A 14,652-nucleotide genomic window follows, 5' to 3' on the forward strand; every position below is an offset into this window, starting at 1 on the left:
GGTAGGCGCCCTGAAGGGGCGCGGGGCTGTGCTGAATTTGCGGCTACCGCCGCGTGGGCGCGACCAGCCCTCACGGACCCGCAGCCGAAAAACGACCTCTTAACCAAGCCCAGCTTCCCGGAACGACTCAAGACTGGGCCGGATCGTCGCGGTCAGCCCGGTATCGGCCACCGCGTCCAGCGTCTTGAGACCGTCCCCGGTGTTCAGCACGACGGTCGTGAGGGTCGGGTCCAGCAGCCCGTTCTCGATCAGCTTCTTCGCCACACCCACGGTCACACCACCGGCGGTCTCCGCGAAGATCCCCTCCGTACGCGCGAGCAGCCGAATCGCCTCGACCACCTGCTCGTCGTTCACGTCCTCCACCGCCCCGCCGGTCCGCCGCGCGATGTCCAGCACGTACGGCCCGTCCGCCGGGTTGCCGATCGCCAGCGACTTGGCGATGGTGTTGGGCTTCTGCGGCCGTACGACGTCGTGCCCGGCCTTGTAGGCCACGGACACCGGCGAGCAGCCCTCCGCCTGGGCGCCGAAGATCTTGTACGGCTTGTCGGGGACCAGCCCGAGCTTGATCAGCTCCTGCAGACCCTTGTCGATCTTCGTGAGCTGCGACCCGGAGGCGATGGGCACGACGAGCTGGTCGGGCAGCTGCCAGCCGAGCTGCTCGCAGATCTCGTACGCCAGGGTCTTGCTGCCCTCCGCGTAGTAGGGGCGCAGGTTGACGTTGACGAAACCCCAGCCCTCGCCGGCCGGGTCGCCGATCAGCTCGGAGCAGAAGCGGTTCACGTCGTCGTAGTTGCCCTCGATGCCGATGAGCTCGCCGCCGTACACCGCGGCCATGACGACCTTGCCCTGCTCCAGGTCGTGCGGGATGAACACGCAGGAGCGGAAACCGGCCCGGGCGCCGCCGGCGCCGACCGCGCCGGCCAGGTTGCCCGTGGAGGAGCAGGAGAGGGTGGTGAAGTTGAAGGCGCGGGCGGCCTCGATGGCCTGGGCGACGACCCGGTCCTTGAAGGAGTGGGTCGGGTTGCCGGAGTCGTCCTTGACGAAGAGCTTGCCGGCGTCGACACCCAGCTCGCGGGCGAGGTTGTCGGCCTTGACGAGCTTCGTCCAGCCGGGGTTGATGTTCGGCTTCTCGGCGACGTTCGCGGGGACGGGCAGAAGGGGCGCGTAGCGCCAGATGTTCGCGGGTCCCGCTTCGATGCGCTTACGGAGTTCCTCGGTGTCGGCCGCCGAATGGATGCCGAAGTCGTAGGCGATCTCCAGCGGGCCGAAACACTCCTCGCAGGCGAACACCGGACCGAGCGGGACACGGTGGCCGCATTCGCGGCAGGAGAGCGCCACGGCGGGACCGAGATCGACAGGGGTGACGGAGCCGGCGGTGACGGAGCCGGAAGTGGTGCTCTCGGTGCTCAGAGCAGTTTGCGCAGCCATGGAGGCGAAGCCCTTTCCTCATCTTCCTCACGACGCGTTTCGCCATGAGACGGATTTGGCACCTTCCCGAGCCGGGAGCCTCGCCACATGACTGCGACAGGATCGGCTGGAGGGTTGCCGGGGCTTCATCGGGCCGTATCCCTCTGCCCCTCTGGATGAGCGGTATGAAGTTGTGAGGTTGTGAACACCGATGACCTCGGACATGCGATGGTCACCCGCGTTGTTCAAGACTGTAACCGAAGGCTTGGATGGTGGTGGGAGCCGTCCGAACCGCGAGATAGAAGATCGCGCTTCCCCCCATGCAACGTAAGGGAGAGCCGCACGTGCTGGAAGACGTCGAGCGCTGGCTGAACACCCGCTCCTGGTCCGTTGGCGACCGCCCGCTGAAGAAGATCGTCGCCGCGAAGCGTTCCTCGAACGCCACGGTGAGTGTCGTACTGCCCGCACTCAACGAGGAGGAGACGGTCGGCGAGATCGTCGCCGTCATCCGCCGCGACCTGATGCTGAAGGTCCCGCTCGTCGACGAGATCGTCGTCATCGACTCGGGGTCGACCGACCGCACCTCCGAGGTGGCCGCCGCGGCGGGCGCCCGGGTCGTCCACCGCGACGACATACTGCCGCGCATCCCGGCCGTGCCGGGCAAGGGCGAGGTGCTGTGGCGCTCACTCCTGGTCACCAGCGGGGACATCGTCTGCTTCATCGACGCGGACCTGAAGGAGTTCTCGTCGGACTTCGTCTCCGGGATCGTGGGCCCACTGCTCACGGACCCGGGTGTCGACCTCGTCAAGGCGATGTACGACCGCCCGCTCGGCCAGGCGGCCGGCCAGGGCGGCCGGGTGACGGAACTCATGGCCCGGCCCCTCCTCAACATGCACTGGCCGCAGCTCGCCGGCTTCGTCCAGCCGCTCGGCGGCGAGTACGCGGCCCGCCGCTCGCTCCTCGAACAGCTCCCGTTCCCCGTCGGCTACGGCGTGGAACTGGGCATGCTGATCGACTCCCTGCATCTGGTGGGCCTGGACGCGTTGGCGCAGGTCGACGTGGGTGTGCGCAAGCATCGTCACCAGGACGGCCGGGCCCTGGGCCGGATGTCCGCCGCGATCTACCGCACCGCGCAGCTCCGGCTGGCCCGGGGCCATCTGATCCGCCCGTCGATCACCCAGTTCGAGCGCGGAGAGGACGGTTTCGAGCCTCGTACGTACTCGGTGGACACGGAGGAACGGCCGCCGATGGTCGACGTCGCGGAGTACGCGAGGCGGAAGGCCGCGTAGCGCGCACGGCGACTTCGTCGGGCTTGTATACGGCTGATGCGTACGCTCGTACGTTTGATTGTTTCCGGGCCGGGCTAGGTTGTGGCGTATGGCTTCCACGGCTTCCATGCAGGTACTGGTCGCGTCCAACCGAGGCCCGGTCTCGTACGAGGTGCAGGAGGACGGCTCGCTGACCGCCAGGCGCGGCGGCGGCGGGCTGGTCTCCGGCCTGTCCGCGATCGGCACCGACACGGGCTCCCTGTGGGTGTGCTCGGCACTGTCCGACGGCGACCGCGAGGCGGTGCGGCGCTCTCACGGCGGCCGGCGGCTGTCCGTGGACGCGACCGGCGGGCAGCACGTACGCATGCTGGACATCGACGAGACGGTGCACTCCGACGCCTACAACGGCATCGCCAACTCGGTGCTGTGGTTCGTGAACCACATGCTGTACCAGACCCCGCTGGAGCCGGTCTTCGACGCGGAGTTCCGGCGCCAGTGGGCGTCGTACGAGGCCTACAACCGCGCGTTCGCCCAGGCGCTGGCGGCCGAGGCGGCCGAGGGCGCGTCGGTGGTGGTCCAGGACTACCACCTGTGCCTGGTCCCGGGCATGCTGCGCGAGCTGCGCCCCGACCTCCGCATCGGCCACTTCTCGCACACGCCGTGGGCGCCCGCGGACTACTTCCGGATGCTGCCGTACGACATCTCCGGGCAGCTTCTGCGCGGCATGCTCGGCGCGGACCGCCTCGGCTTCCTCACCCGGCGGTGGGCCGACGCGTTCACCGCCTGCTGTACGGACCTGATCGGCGGCGTCGGCGACACGCGGATCGGGGTGCACGGTCTTGGCGCGGACGCGGACTTCCTGCGCAGGCGCGCGCACGAGCCGGACGTCGAGGAGCGGATGGCCGCCCTGCGGGCGGAGATCGGCGGGGTCGGCCGCAAGACGATCGTGCGGGTGGACCGTACCGAGCTGTCGAAGAACATCGTGCGGGGCCTGCTGGCGTACCGGCAGCTGCTGGAGGACCGCCCGGAGTGGCGGGAGCGGGTCGTGCACGTGGCGTTCGCGTACCCCTCCCGGCAGGATCTCGCCGTCTACCGCGACTACACGGCCGAGGTGCAGCGGGTGGCGGACGCCATCAACAAGGAGTACGGAACAGCGACTTGGACCCCGGTCGTCCTCCACGTCAAGGACGACTTCGCCCGCTCCCTGGCCGCCTACCGCCTCGCCGACGTGGCCCTCGTCAACCCCATCCGCGACGGCATGAACCTCGTCGCCAAGGAGATCCCGGTGGTCTCCGACGAGGGGTGCGCGCTGGTGCTGTCCCGGGAGGCGGGGGCGTACGAGGAGCTGGGCGAGGACGCGATCGTGGTGAACCCGTACGACGTGACGCAGACCGCGCGGGCGCTGGAGGAGGCGCTGAACATGGGGGCAGGCGAACGGGCGGAGCGCACGAAGCGGCTGGCCGCGGCGGCGACCGCGCTCCCGCCGGCCCAGTGGTTCCTGGACCAGTTGAACGCGCTCGCCGACTGACGACTAACGACCGACGACGGCCTGCCCGAGGGTGTGGAGCAGGTGCACGACGCCTGCGGGGCCGTCGACTACCAGGTCGGCGCGTTCCGCCAGTTCCGTCACCGCCTCGGTGCTGTTGCCGCTGCAGACCAGGAGACCCGGGACGCCGTTCTGGCGGAGCTTCTCCACCGCCGCGAACGCCGGGAGGTCGCCGAGGTCGTCGCCGGCGTAGAGGACCGAGGTGGCGCCGGTCTCGCGGACGTACTCCTCCAGGGCGACGCCCTTGTCCATGCCGGGTGGGCGCAGCTCCAGCACGAGGCGCCCGGGTTCGACGATCAGACCGTGTCTGGTCGCCAGGTCGGCGAGGGGCTCGCGCAGGGCCTCGAACGCGGCCTGCGGGTCCGCCGCCCGCCGGGTGTGCACGGCGAGGGCCCGGCCCTTCTCCTCGATCCACGTGCCCTGCCAGGCACCGAACCGTTCGAGGAACCCGGGCAGTTCGGCACGGACGGCGGCGACACCGGGGTGCGGGGCGGGGGCGCTGACCGTACCGGTCACCGCGTCCCAGCGTTCGGTGCCGTAGTGGCCCAGGACGACGAGGTGCTCCAGGCCGGGCACGCCCGCGAAACCGCCGTACCTGACCGCGACACCGGCGGGGCGTCCGGTGAGGACGGCGACGGAGGCGACGTGGGGGGCGAGGGCGGACAGGGCGGACAGCGTGTCGGGGTGGGCGCGGGCCTGCTCGGGGTCGGCCACGATCGGAGCGAGGGTCCCGTCGAAGTCGAGAACGACGACGGCACCCGCGGGATCAGCGAGCACGGCACCCAGCCCGTCACGGCCGGCCTGTGTCACGGGCGTAGGCAGGGAGTCCATGGGTTCGACCCTATCGGGCGATCCGGCACCTCTTCAGCTCCGACCGGCACCTCCAGCCCGTCCGGCGATTGAGGACAAGGCCCGTTCAGGGCCGTTGGGGGTCTGGGGGCGCAGCCCCCAGGTGGCGTCGCCTACCGCTCCCCCCGCCGGGCCTCCCGCACCCTCCGCAACCTGTTCACCGTCACCGGATCGCACGCCAGCGCCCGCTCATCGTCCAGCAGCGCGTTGAGCAGCTGGTAGTACCGCACCGGCGCCAACCCCAGCTCCTCCCGGATCGCGCGCTCCTTCACCCCCGGCGCCTCGAACCCCCGCCGCTCCAGCGCGAGAATGTCCTGTTCCCGTCGCCCCAGCTGCTTCCCGTCCATGGAAGAAACCGTAGCCCGCGCCACTGACATCCGACGTCAGGGAGCCAGGGAGTCAGGGAGTCAGGGAGTCAGTCCGAGGCTTTCTCCGCCGCCGCGGCCTTCTCCTGTATCGCCCCCAGCACCTCCCCCGGACTCCCCCGCTTCAGCACCGCCCCGCCGACCGTCTGCTGGATGTTCCGGCTGACGGCCGTCCACGTCGGCTTGCCGACCGGGAACAGCTGGGCGGTGCCGAGCGCGTCCAGGCCGTCCCACAGGGCCTCGTACCTCTTGTTCGCGCGCATCGACGTGGCCGCCGACGACGTCACCGGCAGCAGCTGGTAGGTGCCCGCCAGATCCACCGTGTTCTTGTCCTCGTACAGGAAGTTGAGATACGTACCGATCTCCGCGGCATGCCCACCGTGCCTGAACGCGGCGATCCAGTCCGACGTGCCGACCGTCGCCGTCGTCACGCCCGCCGTGCGGCCCGGCATCGGGACGGCCTCGTACACCACCGGCTCGACCGACCGCTCGATCTCCCGCACGAGCGCGCCCGGCGCGCTGACCATGCCCGCCTCGCCGTCCACGAAGGCCTTGAGCGCGGCCTTGCGGCCCAGCCGGTCCGGGGACACCGGCCCGGTCAGACCCTCGCCGACCAGACGGTCGCGCAGCCAGGTGAGGGTGGAGACGTTGTCGGCGGAGGCGATGTCGTACTCGCCGGTGTCCCCGGTGTAGCCGCCGCCTCCGCCGAGCAGCCACTGGAGGGTCTCGGCCTGAGCCTCCTCGGGGCCGAGCGGAAGCGCGTACGGGTACTTCACGCCCCGCTCGTCGAGGGCCTTCGCCGCGTTCCTCAACTCGGCCCAGGTGGTGGGGGCTTGGAGGCCGGCCTCGGCGAAGAGGGTCTTGTTGACGTAGAGGAGGCGGGTCGAGGCGAGGAACGGCAGGCCGTACTGGGTGCGGTCCGTGGTGCCCGCGTCGACGAGGTTGGGCAGGAAGTTGCCCTGGACGCGGATGGAGAGCAGGTCGTCGGCCGCGTACAGCTCGCCCTTGGCCGCGTAGTCGGCGTAACCGCTGATCTGGGCGATGTCGGGCGGGTTGCCGGCGGCGACCATCTTGGCGACCTGCGCCTCGGCCTCGCCGGGTTCGTACACGCTGACGTCGATCCGGATGCCGGGGTGGGTGGCCTCGAAGGCGGTGTCGACCCTGTTCCAGTACGACTCGGAGTTCTTGACGACGCCGTCGCCGTAGTTCGTGGCGACCACGGTGAGGGTGACACCGTCGGACCCCGCGCCGTCACCGCCCGCGCCGCAGCCGCCCAGCACCAGGACGGAGCCCAGGCTCAGCATCGTCACGGTGGCGAAGACCAGCCCCCGATAACCGCCCCACACTTCTCGCACGGCAGACCGCTCCCCTGGGAGGCATGCGCGCCACGCTCTGTGCACGCGCGTAGAGCCTCCCGCATGAGGGGGCCCGGTCCAATGCCCCGGGCGTTTCGGCCGTGCAACATTTCCGGGCCCGCCCCACGCCCACACAGATGGCCGTGCCCTGACGGCCTACTCGGCGTTCTCCTCCGAGTTGGCCTGCTTCTGCAGCCCGGTGAGGACCGTCGCAGGGTCGCCGTTCGTGGCGAGCGCCGTACCGATCCGCTGCTTGATGTGCGCGCTGACCTGCGCCCAGGACGTCTTGCCGACCGGGTAGAGCTGGGCGGTCGGGAGTTCCTCCAGGAAGGGGACGAGGTCCTTGTCCCGGGCGGCGGTGGACATCGTCCTGGAGGCGGAGGAGGTGACCGGCAGAAGGTCGTACTCGCGGGAGAAGGCGAGCACGTTCTTCTCGTCGTAGACGAAGTCGAGGAAGTCGCCGACCTCGCTCCGGTGACCGTTCTTCTTGAAGGCCATCATCCAGTCGGCGACACCCATCGCGGACCGCGTCGAGCTCTCCTCGCCCGGCATCGGCACCATCCCGACGTCCACGCCCCTGGCCGCCGCGATCTTCATCAGCGAGGGATGGCCGTTGAGCATGCCGACCTCTCCGCGAGCGAAGGCGGCGAAGGCGGCTGCCCGGTTGAGCTTGCCGGGGGCGACGGGGCCGGTGAGCCCCTTGTCGACGAGTTCGTCCTTGAGCCAGGTGAACGTCTTGATGTTCTGCGGGGAGTCGATGCCGTAGGTGCCGACCTCGCTGGTGTAGCTGTCGCCGCCGCTGAGCAGCCACTGCATGGCCTCGGCCTGCGCCTCCTCGGGCCCGAGCGGGAGGGCGTACGGGTACTTCACGTCCTCCTCCTTCAGCGCGGCGGCGTCGGCGGCCAACTCGCTCCAGGTGGTGGGCGGGGTGAGGCCGGCCTCGGTGAAGAGCTTCTTGTTGTAGAAGAGGAGCCGGGTGGAGGCGGCGAAGGGCATGCCGTACTGGGTCCGGCTGACCTTTCCGGCATCGGCCAGCTGGGCGACGAAGTCGGCCTGCGTCGGGATGGAGAGGAGTTCGTCGGCCTGGTACAGCTCGCCCTTGGCCGCGTAGTCGGCGTACGCGCCGATCTGCGCCAGGTCGGGCGCGTCACCGGCGGCGACCATCTCCCTGACCTCGCGGTCGACGTCGGTCCAGGAGCGGACGCTGACGTCGACCTTCACATCCGGGTGGGCTTCCTCGTACTCCTCGACCAGGTCGTCCCAGTACTTCTGGGAGCTGTTGGCGCCGGAGTCGCCGTAGTCGGCGGCGACCAGCTTCAGGGTGACCTCACCCGAGCCGACTCCTCCGCAGCCACCGAGTACCGCCGTCATCCCGAGGGCGGACACCGCCGCGATCATGCCTGTCCTACGCCGCTGCACAACAGAATCCCAACTGGTCGTTCGCGTTCACATACATGTTCATTGGTACGTTCAACTTCTTAGCCCTATAAGGTCTACAGGTCTACACCACGTGAGTGGACTAGACCTCTTCCGGGTCGACGGGCCACACTGTCCCCGTGAGACATGTCATCGCCCTCGACGTGGGCGGCACCGCGATGAAAGCCGCCCTCATCGGGCCGGACGGCGCTCTGCTCCACCAGGCGCGCCGGGCGACCGGACGCGAGCGCGGCCCCGACGCCGTGGTCGAGGAGATCCTCGGCTTCGCCGCCGACCTGCGCGCCCACGGCATCGCCCACCTCGGCGAGAGCGCCGCCGCCGCCGGAGTCTCCGTCCCCGGCATCGTCGACGCCGAACGCGGCCTCGCCGTCTACGCGGCGAACCTCGGCTGGCGTGACGTACCCCTGCGTGAGCTGCTCGCCGAACGGCTCGGCCTGCCGGTCGCCCTCGGCCACGACGTCCGTACGGGCGGGCTCGCGGAGGGGCGGATCGGGGCCGGCCAGGGAGCCGACCGTTTCTTCTTCGTCGCCCTCGGCACCGGGATCGCGGGCGCGATCGGCGTCGACGGCCGGGTGGAGGCGGGCGCGCACGGCTTCGCGGGCGAGGTCGGCCACATCGTCGTACGGCCCGGCGGGACCCCGTGCCCGTGCGGCCAGCGCGGCTGTCTGGAACGGTACGCGTCGGCGTCGGCGGTGAGCGAGGCATGGGCCGAGGCCTCCGGCGTCCCCGGCGCGGACGCCGCGGACTGCGCCAAGGCCGTCGACTCCGGCGACCCGCGGGCCCACCAGGTCTGGCAGGACGCCATCGACGCCCTCGCCGACGGCCTGGTCACCGCCCTCACCCTCCTCGACCCCCGCACCCTGATCATCGGCGGCGGCCTGGCTGAGGCGGGCGACACGTTGTTCACACCGCTGCGCACCGCGGTACAACAACGGATCACCTTCCAGAAGCTCCCGACCATCGCCCCCGCAGCCCTCGGAGACACGGCAGGCTGCCTGGGCGCGGGCCTCCTCGCCTGGGATCTCCTCACCATTACCGACCCCGACCTCACGGAGGTAACGCCCTGATGGCACCCGACCTAGGGGCGCGGGGAACTGCGCGACAAGCCCCCACCGGCCCGCAGCGGACACACAACCTGGTGTTCAGAGGCGCCCAAGTAGTACTCCCCACAGGAATCACCAACAGCGCCCAACTCACCGTCGAGGGCACCAAGTTCACCGAGCACCCCCACAGCGACGCCCACGAGATCGACGTAAGCAACCACTGGCTGATCCCAGGGTTCGTCGACCTCCACAACCACGGCGGAGGCGGAGCCTCCTTCACCTCGGGCTCCGCCGAAGACATCCTCAAGGGCATCCACACCCACCGCACCCACGGCACCACCACCCTCGTCGCGAGCACCGTCACCGGCGACATGGACACCCTCACCGCCCAGGCCGGCCTCCTCTCCGAGCTCGCCGAGCAGGGCGACATCGCCGGCGTCCACTTCGAGGGCCCCTTCATCTCGCCGTGCCGCAAGGGCGCCCACTCCGAGGCGCTGCTGCGCGACCCGGACCCGGCGGAGGTCCGCAAACTGATCGACGCGGCACGCGGCCGGGCCAAAATGGTCACCCTCGCCACCGAACTCCCCGGCGGCCTCGACTCCGTACGGCTGCTCGTCGAGCACGGCGTCCTCGCGGCGATCGGGCACACGGACGCGACGTACGAGCAGACGGTGGAGGCCATCGACGCGGGCGCCACCGTCGCCACGCACCTCTTCAACGCGATGCCCGCCCTCGGCCACCGCGCCCCCGGCCCGATCACCGCCCTCCTGGAGGACGAACGCGTCACCGTCGAACTCATCAACGACGGCACGCACTTGCACCCGGCGGCCCTCCAGCTCGCGTTCCATCACGCGGGCGCGGACCGCGTGGCGTTCATCACCGACGCGATGGACGCGGCCGGCTTCGGCGACGGCCGCTATCTGCTCGGCCCGCTGGAGGTCGAGGTCAGCGAGGGCGTGGCACGGCTGGTCGAGGGGGGTTCGATCGCGGGCTCGACCCTCACCCTGGACCGCGCCTTCCGGCGGGCGGTCACCGTCGACCGGCTCCCGGTCACGGACGCGGTCGCCGCGTTGTCCGCCAACCCGGCCCGGCTGCTGGGCATCTACGACCGGGTGGGCTCCCTGGAACCGGGCAAGGACGCGGACCTGGTCCTGCTGGACGCGGACTTCGCGGTCAAGGGAGTGATGCGCAGGGGGAGTTGGGTAGTCAAGCCCCAACTACCTTGACCTGATCGAGAGGGGGAGGTCGACGGGATGATCCTCACGGTCACACTGAACACCGCGCTCGACATCACGTACCGCGTAAGGGAGTTACGCCCGCACGCCTCCCACCGGGTCACCTCGGTGACCGAACGCCCCGGCGGCAAGGGCCTGAACGTGGCCCGTGTCCTGGCCGCCCTCGGCCACGAGGTGACGGTCACCGGCTTCACGGGCGGCCCGACCGGACAGGCTGTACAGGACCAACTCACCTCCACACCAGGCGTGTTGGACGCCCTGGTCCCGGTGTCGGGCTCGACCCGCCGCACGATAGCGCTGGTCGAGGACACGCCCGCGAGCATGACACCGGACACGACGCAGCTCAACGAGCCCGGCCCGCAGATCAGCCCGGCCGAGTGGTCCGCCTTCCAGGACGTGTACGAGGGACTGCTGACGTCCGTCTCCGTGGTGGCCCTCTGCGGCAGCCTGCCGCCGGGGGTGCCGGTGGGGGCGTACGCCGACCTTGTCCGCTCGGCGCGGGCAGCGGGCGTGCCCGTGCTGCTCGATGCCAGTGGGGAGCCGCTGCGGCGAGGGGTCGCGGCCCGCCCCGACGTGGTCAAGCCGAACGCCGGTGAACTCGCCGAACTCACCGGCTCCCACGAGCCGTTGCAGGCCACCCGGAACGCCCGCAGGCGCGGTGCACGGGCCGTGGTGGCCTCACTGGGCCCGGACGGCCTGCTCGCGGTGACCCCGGAGGGCCGCTGGCGGGCGACCCCACCGGCCCGCGTCCGGGGCAACCCGACGGGCGCAGGCGACTCGGCGGTCGCGGGCCTGCTGTCGGGCCTGGTCGAGCAACTCCCCTGGCCCGAACGCCTGATCCGCGCGGTGGCCCTGTCGACGGCGACCGTACTGGCGCCGGTGGCGGGCGAGTTCGACCGGGCGGTGTACGAGCAACTGGTGGGACGGGTGACGGTGACGAGTGAGGCGACGGCTGCCTAGTGCCTGCCGGCCCCGGATCAGCGAACGCCCGCCCCCGTCAGGTCGGCCGGGGTCAGCTGTCCACCCATCCGTTTACCAGCCATAGCTGGTCGAGCAGGGCGTCACACTGATTGCCCTGCTCGCACGAGATCTTGATGGTGTTGGTGCCCTTGTTGAGCTGGACGTAGTTGTAGGTCTGCGTCCAGCCCTTCTCGTAGTCGCCCTCGGCGGCCTTCGCGTAGTTGTCCATGCCGACCGGCGAGTCGGAGGCCGCGCCGTTGATCGTGAGGGTGGCGGTGGCATCCTTGCCGGGGACGCTGTAGCCCGTGTATAGCGTGTACTTGCCGGACTTGGAGATGCCGCTCACATTCCAGGTGACCGACGCGCCCACGTTGTTGAAGTTGCCCACGTAGACACCGCCGGCCGCCTTCGCGCCCTCGACGTCCGATGTGGTGGCGGCGCCGCCGCCCAGCAGCAGGGCCTTCGCGTCGATGGTCGGGAGCTCTCCCTCGGCGGCCTCGGAGGCGCTGGCCGACGCGGACGGCGACGCGCTCTGCCCGGTCGTCGGGGACGCGCCGGCGTCGCTGCCCTTGTCCTTGTCGTCGTCGCCGCCCATCATGGCCACGCCGATACCGATGACGACCGCGGCGACCACCGCGATGGCACCGATCAGCAGCCCCTTGGTGTTGGGGCCGGAGCCCCGCCCGCCTCTGCTGCCGCCACCCCCGCTGTACGCGGGCTGCTGCGGGGCCGTGGGGCCGCCGCCGAAGGCCTCGGGCGCCTGGTAGTGGGTGTTCGGGCTACTGCCGTACGCGCCCTGCTGCTGCGGGATCGCCTGGCCGTACTGCGCGGTCGGGGCGGTCTGGCCGTACGCGGGCTGCTGGCCCTGGACGGGGGCCTGCCCCGGGGCCGCCGGCGCGCTGTACTGACGCTCGCCGACCGGCCGCACCCGGCCGACCGAGTTCGGGTAGCCGTAGCCGCTGCTCGGCGGCTGAGCTCCGTTGGCCCGCCCGTCTTCGTACAGGTAGCCGAACGGATCGTCGTCCTCGGGCGTGCTCGCGCCGTTGTTGCCGGGCGTCATCCCTAGGTCTCCTCAACAGGTGCGGGGTGGGACTACTGCGGGGTGGGACCACGAGGTGTTGCGAGGTCCTGGGAAGCATGCAATGCGAAAGATGCAATGCGAATAACGAGCCTACCCGCTCTCGCTGACCCAAACGGGTGAGTCCGGAGGCAACGGGTCGCTACAAGATCGCTACAGGGCCACTGATCTGGTGATCATCCCGCGCGCCGGTGCTGTTTGGGACGAGATCGTTTCTCGATGTACATCCGCTCGTCGGCCGACTTCAGGACTTCGTCCGCCGTCATCCCGCAGTGTGCCCACCCGATGCCGAAGCTCGCGCCGACCCGCATCGCGCGGCCGTCGACCCGGATCGGCTGGATGATCTCGTTGCGCAGGCGTACGGCGAGGTCCTGGGCGTCGGCCCGGCCGAGACCGTCGGCGAGGACCACGAACTCGTCGCCGCCGAGCCGGGCCACCGTGTCACCGTCGCGCACGGCCCCGCCGAGCCGCCGGGCCACCTCGATCAGCACCGCGTCGCCGGCGTTGTGCCCGAAGCGGTCGTTGATCGACTTGAAGCCGTCGAGGTCGCAGAAGAGCACCGCGAGCCCCTTCGTCCCGTCGTCCTGCTCACCCTCGGGGGCGACGGTGTGGACGTGGTGGTCGTACGCGCCGTACGCCTCTGGAGTGGCGCTGAAGTCGAACTGGTGGCCGCTCACGTCGTACGGCTGGAGTCCGCCGTCCGTCACGGGCACCGGCGCGGTCGTGTACTGGTCATGGGTCCCGTAGGGGTCCACCTGGCCGTGTTCGTAGGCCGCGTCGACCGACTCGACCAGGCCCGGCGCCGCTGTCTGCGAGCGCTGGCAGAGGCGGGAGCTGAGCCGGGCGCGCAGTTCGGCGGAGTTGGGCAGGCCGGTGAGGGAGTCGTGGGAGGCGCGGTGGGCGAGCTGGAGCTCGCGGCGCTTGCGCTCCTCTATGTCCTCGACGTGGGTGAGCAGGAAGCGGGGGCCGTCGGTGGTGTCCGCGACGACGGAGTTGCGCAGCGACACCCACAGGTACGAGCCGTCCCGGCGGGCGAGCCGGAGCTCGGTGCGCCCGCCCTCGGCGGAGGTGCGGAGCAGGGTGCCTATGTCCTCGGGGTGCACGAGGTCGGAGAAGGAGTAGCGGCGCATCGCGGAGGCTGGGCGGCCCAGCAGACGGCACAGGGCGTCGTTGGTGCGGAGTATTCGCCCGTGCTGGTCACCGCCCATCTCGGCGATGGCCATGCCGGAGGGGGCGTACTCGAAGGCCTGCCGGAAGCTTTCCTCGCTGGCCCGCAGCGCCTGCTGCTCGCGTTCGAGTCTGACCAGTGCCCGCTGCATATTCGCGCGTAGACGTGAGTTGCTGATCGCGATCGCGGCCTGGAACGCGTACATCTGGAGCGCTTCTTTACCCCATGCGCCCGGGCGGCGGCCGTTGCGCGGCCGGTCCACGGACAGCACGCCGATCAGTTCGCCGCAGGTGCCGCCGGGCACGCTCGGGGTGAACATCGGCGCGAAGAGCCGGTCCGAGGGATGCCACTCGTCCTCGAAGCGCGGGGCGGGGCCGTCGGTGTACCACTGCGGGACGTCGTCGTCGTCGAGGACCCAGCCCTCGGTGTGCGGAATGAAGACCAGTTCGCCCCAGGTCTCACCCATGGCGAGGCGGCGTTCCCACGAGTCGCGCGAGCCGACCCGGCCGGTGATGAGGGCCTCGGCGGCGGAGTTCCCGGCGAAGGCGGCGACGACGAGATCGCCGTCGGCCCGGACGAGGTTGACGCACGCCAACTCGTATCCAAGTCCGTTGACGACGCCGTCGGCGACGGTCTGGAGAGTGTCCGGCAGACTGCGCGCGGTGTTCATGTCCGCCATGACCTGGTGCAGTTGCCGCAAGGTCGCGAGACGGACGTACGGCTCCTGGTCGGTCTCCATTCGCCCTCCTTCCGCCTATCTCACCTTCCCCGTCACTGAATCACAGCGCGCTGCCCACTCGGTACACAGGGTCAACAAAAAAGGTCACCTGTGACTCAAGTCACAACGAAAGATGAGCAATTGAGTGGAGTTTCTGAGTTCTTCCTGTGCGTTTACTGAACGCAAACTTTGTATCTGTGCGGATACTACGAGCGAGGATACG

General features: G+C 70.2%; 12 protein-coding genes and 1 riboswitch. Of the genes, 5 read left to right on the top strand and 7 right to left on the bottom strand.

Going from position 1 to position 14,652, the window contains the following annotated elements:
- Positions 1-99 precede the first annotated feature (99 nt).
- Entirely contained in the window at positions 100-1,428 is a 1,329-nt protein-coding gene (gene thrC, locus G3I71_RS25315; protein WP_164317556.1) for a threonine synthase, read from the bottom strand.
- 15 nt (positions 1,429-1,443) lie between these two features.
- A riboswitch (SAM riboswitch) is annotated at positions 1,444-1,590 on the bottom strand.
- Positions 1,591-1,751: 161 nt separating this feature from the next.
- On the opposite strand from thrC, the gene G3I71_RS25320 reads away from it, so the two are divergent.
- Together G3I71_RS25320 and G3I71_RS25325 are read left to right on the top strand one after the other, a co-directional pair.
- Positions 1,752-2,696: a glucosyl-3-phosphoglycerate synthase gene (locus G3I71_RS25320; RefSeq protein ID WP_164317558.1), complete on the top strand. Its 945-nt coding sequence runs from the start codon at positions 1,752-1,754 to the stop codon at positions 2,694-2,696.
- 88 nt (positions 2,697-2,784) lie between these two features.
- On the top strand, positions 2,785-4,203 hold the full coding sequence (locus tag G3I71_RS25325) for a trehalose-6-phosphate synthase (protein WP_164317560.1): 1,419 nt from the start codon (positions 2,785-2,787) through the stop codon (positions 4,201-4,203).
- Between the two features lie 3 nt (positions 4,204-4,206).
- Here the strand turns inward: G3I71_RS25325 and otsB are convergent, their stop codons facing one another.
- The 4 genes from otsB to G3I71_RS25345 all read right to left on the bottom strand — a co-directional run bounded on the left by otsB (position 4,207) and on the right by G3I71_RS25345 (position 8,188).
- Positions 4,207-5,052: a trehalose-phosphatase gene (otsB, locus tag G3I71_RS25330; RefSeq protein WP_164317562.1), complete on the bottom strand. Its 846-nt coding sequence runs from the start codon at positions 5,050-5,052 to the stop codon at positions 4,207-4,209.
- Positions 5,053-5,183: 131 nt separating this feature from the next.
- Positions 5,184-5,417, bottom strand: a complete 234-nt coding sequence (locus G3I71_RS25335; RefSeq protein ID WP_164317564.1) for a DUF3263 domain-containing protein — start codon at positions 5,415-5,417, stop codon at positions 5,184-5,186.
- Between the two features lie 68 nt (positions 5,418-5,485).
- Entirely contained in the window at positions 5,486-6,790 is a 1,305-nt protein-coding gene (locus G3I71_RS25340; protein ID WP_343243074.1) for an extracellular solute-binding protein, read from the bottom strand.
- Between the two features lie 156 nt (positions 6,791-6,946).
- Positions 6,947-8,188 carry an extracellular solute-binding protein gene (locus G3I71_RS25345; protein ID WP_164317567.1) on the bottom strand — a complete coding sequence of 414 codons (1,242 nt, stop codon included), beginning with the start codon at positions 8,186-8,188 and terminating at the stop codon, positions 6,947-6,949.
- Between the two features lie 158 nt (positions 8,189-8,346).
- Between G3I71_RS25345 and G3I71_RS25350 the strand changes: the two genes are divergently transcribed.
- The 3 genes from G3I71_RS25350 to G3I71_RS25360 all read left to right on the top strand — a co-directional run bounded on the left by G3I71_RS25350 (position 8,347) and on the right by G3I71_RS25360 (position 11,465).
- A complete protein-coding gene (locus G3I71_RS25350; protein ID WP_164317569.1) occupies positions 8,347-9,294 on the top strand; it encodes an ROK family protein in 948 nt (315 codons plus the stop codon).
- A gap of 71 nt (positions 9,295-9,365) precedes the next feature.
- Entirely contained in the window at positions 9,366-10,496 is a 1,131-nt protein-coding gene (gene nagA / locus G3I71_RS25355; RefSeq protein ID WP_164317571.1) for an N-acetylglucosamine-6-phosphate deacetylase, read from the top strand.
- A 27-nt stretch (positions 10,497-10,523) separates the two neighbouring features.
- Positions 10,524-11,465, top strand: coding sequence for a 1-phosphofructokinase family hexose kinase (locus G3I71_RS25360; RefSeq protein WP_164317573.1), 942 nt, complete (start codon positions 10,524-10,526; stop codon positions 11,463-11,465).
- 52 nt (positions 11,466-11,517) lie between these two features.
- Here G3I71_RS25360 and G3I71_RS25365 read toward each other — a convergent pair whose 3' ends face one another.
- Positions 11,518-12,525, bottom strand: coding sequence for a CBM35 domain-containing protein (locus G3I71_RS25365; RefSeq protein WP_164317575.1), 1,008 nt, complete (start codon positions 12,523-12,525; stop codon positions 11,518-11,520).
- Between the two features lie 194 nt (positions 12,526-12,719).
- The gene (cdgB, locus tag G3I71_RS25370; RefSeq protein WP_164317577.1) at positions 12,720-14,450 is read right to left on the bottom strand and encodes a diguanylate cyclase CdgB; all 1,731 of its coding nucleotides are present in this window, start codon (positions 14,448-14,450) and stop codon (positions 12,720-12,722) included.
- Positions 14,451-14,652 lie beyond the last annotated feature (202 nt).

The organism is Streptomyces sp. SID12501 (assembly GCF_010550245.1).
Lineage (GTDB): Bacteria > Actinomycetota > Actinomycetes > Streptomycetales > Streptomycetaceae > Streptomyces.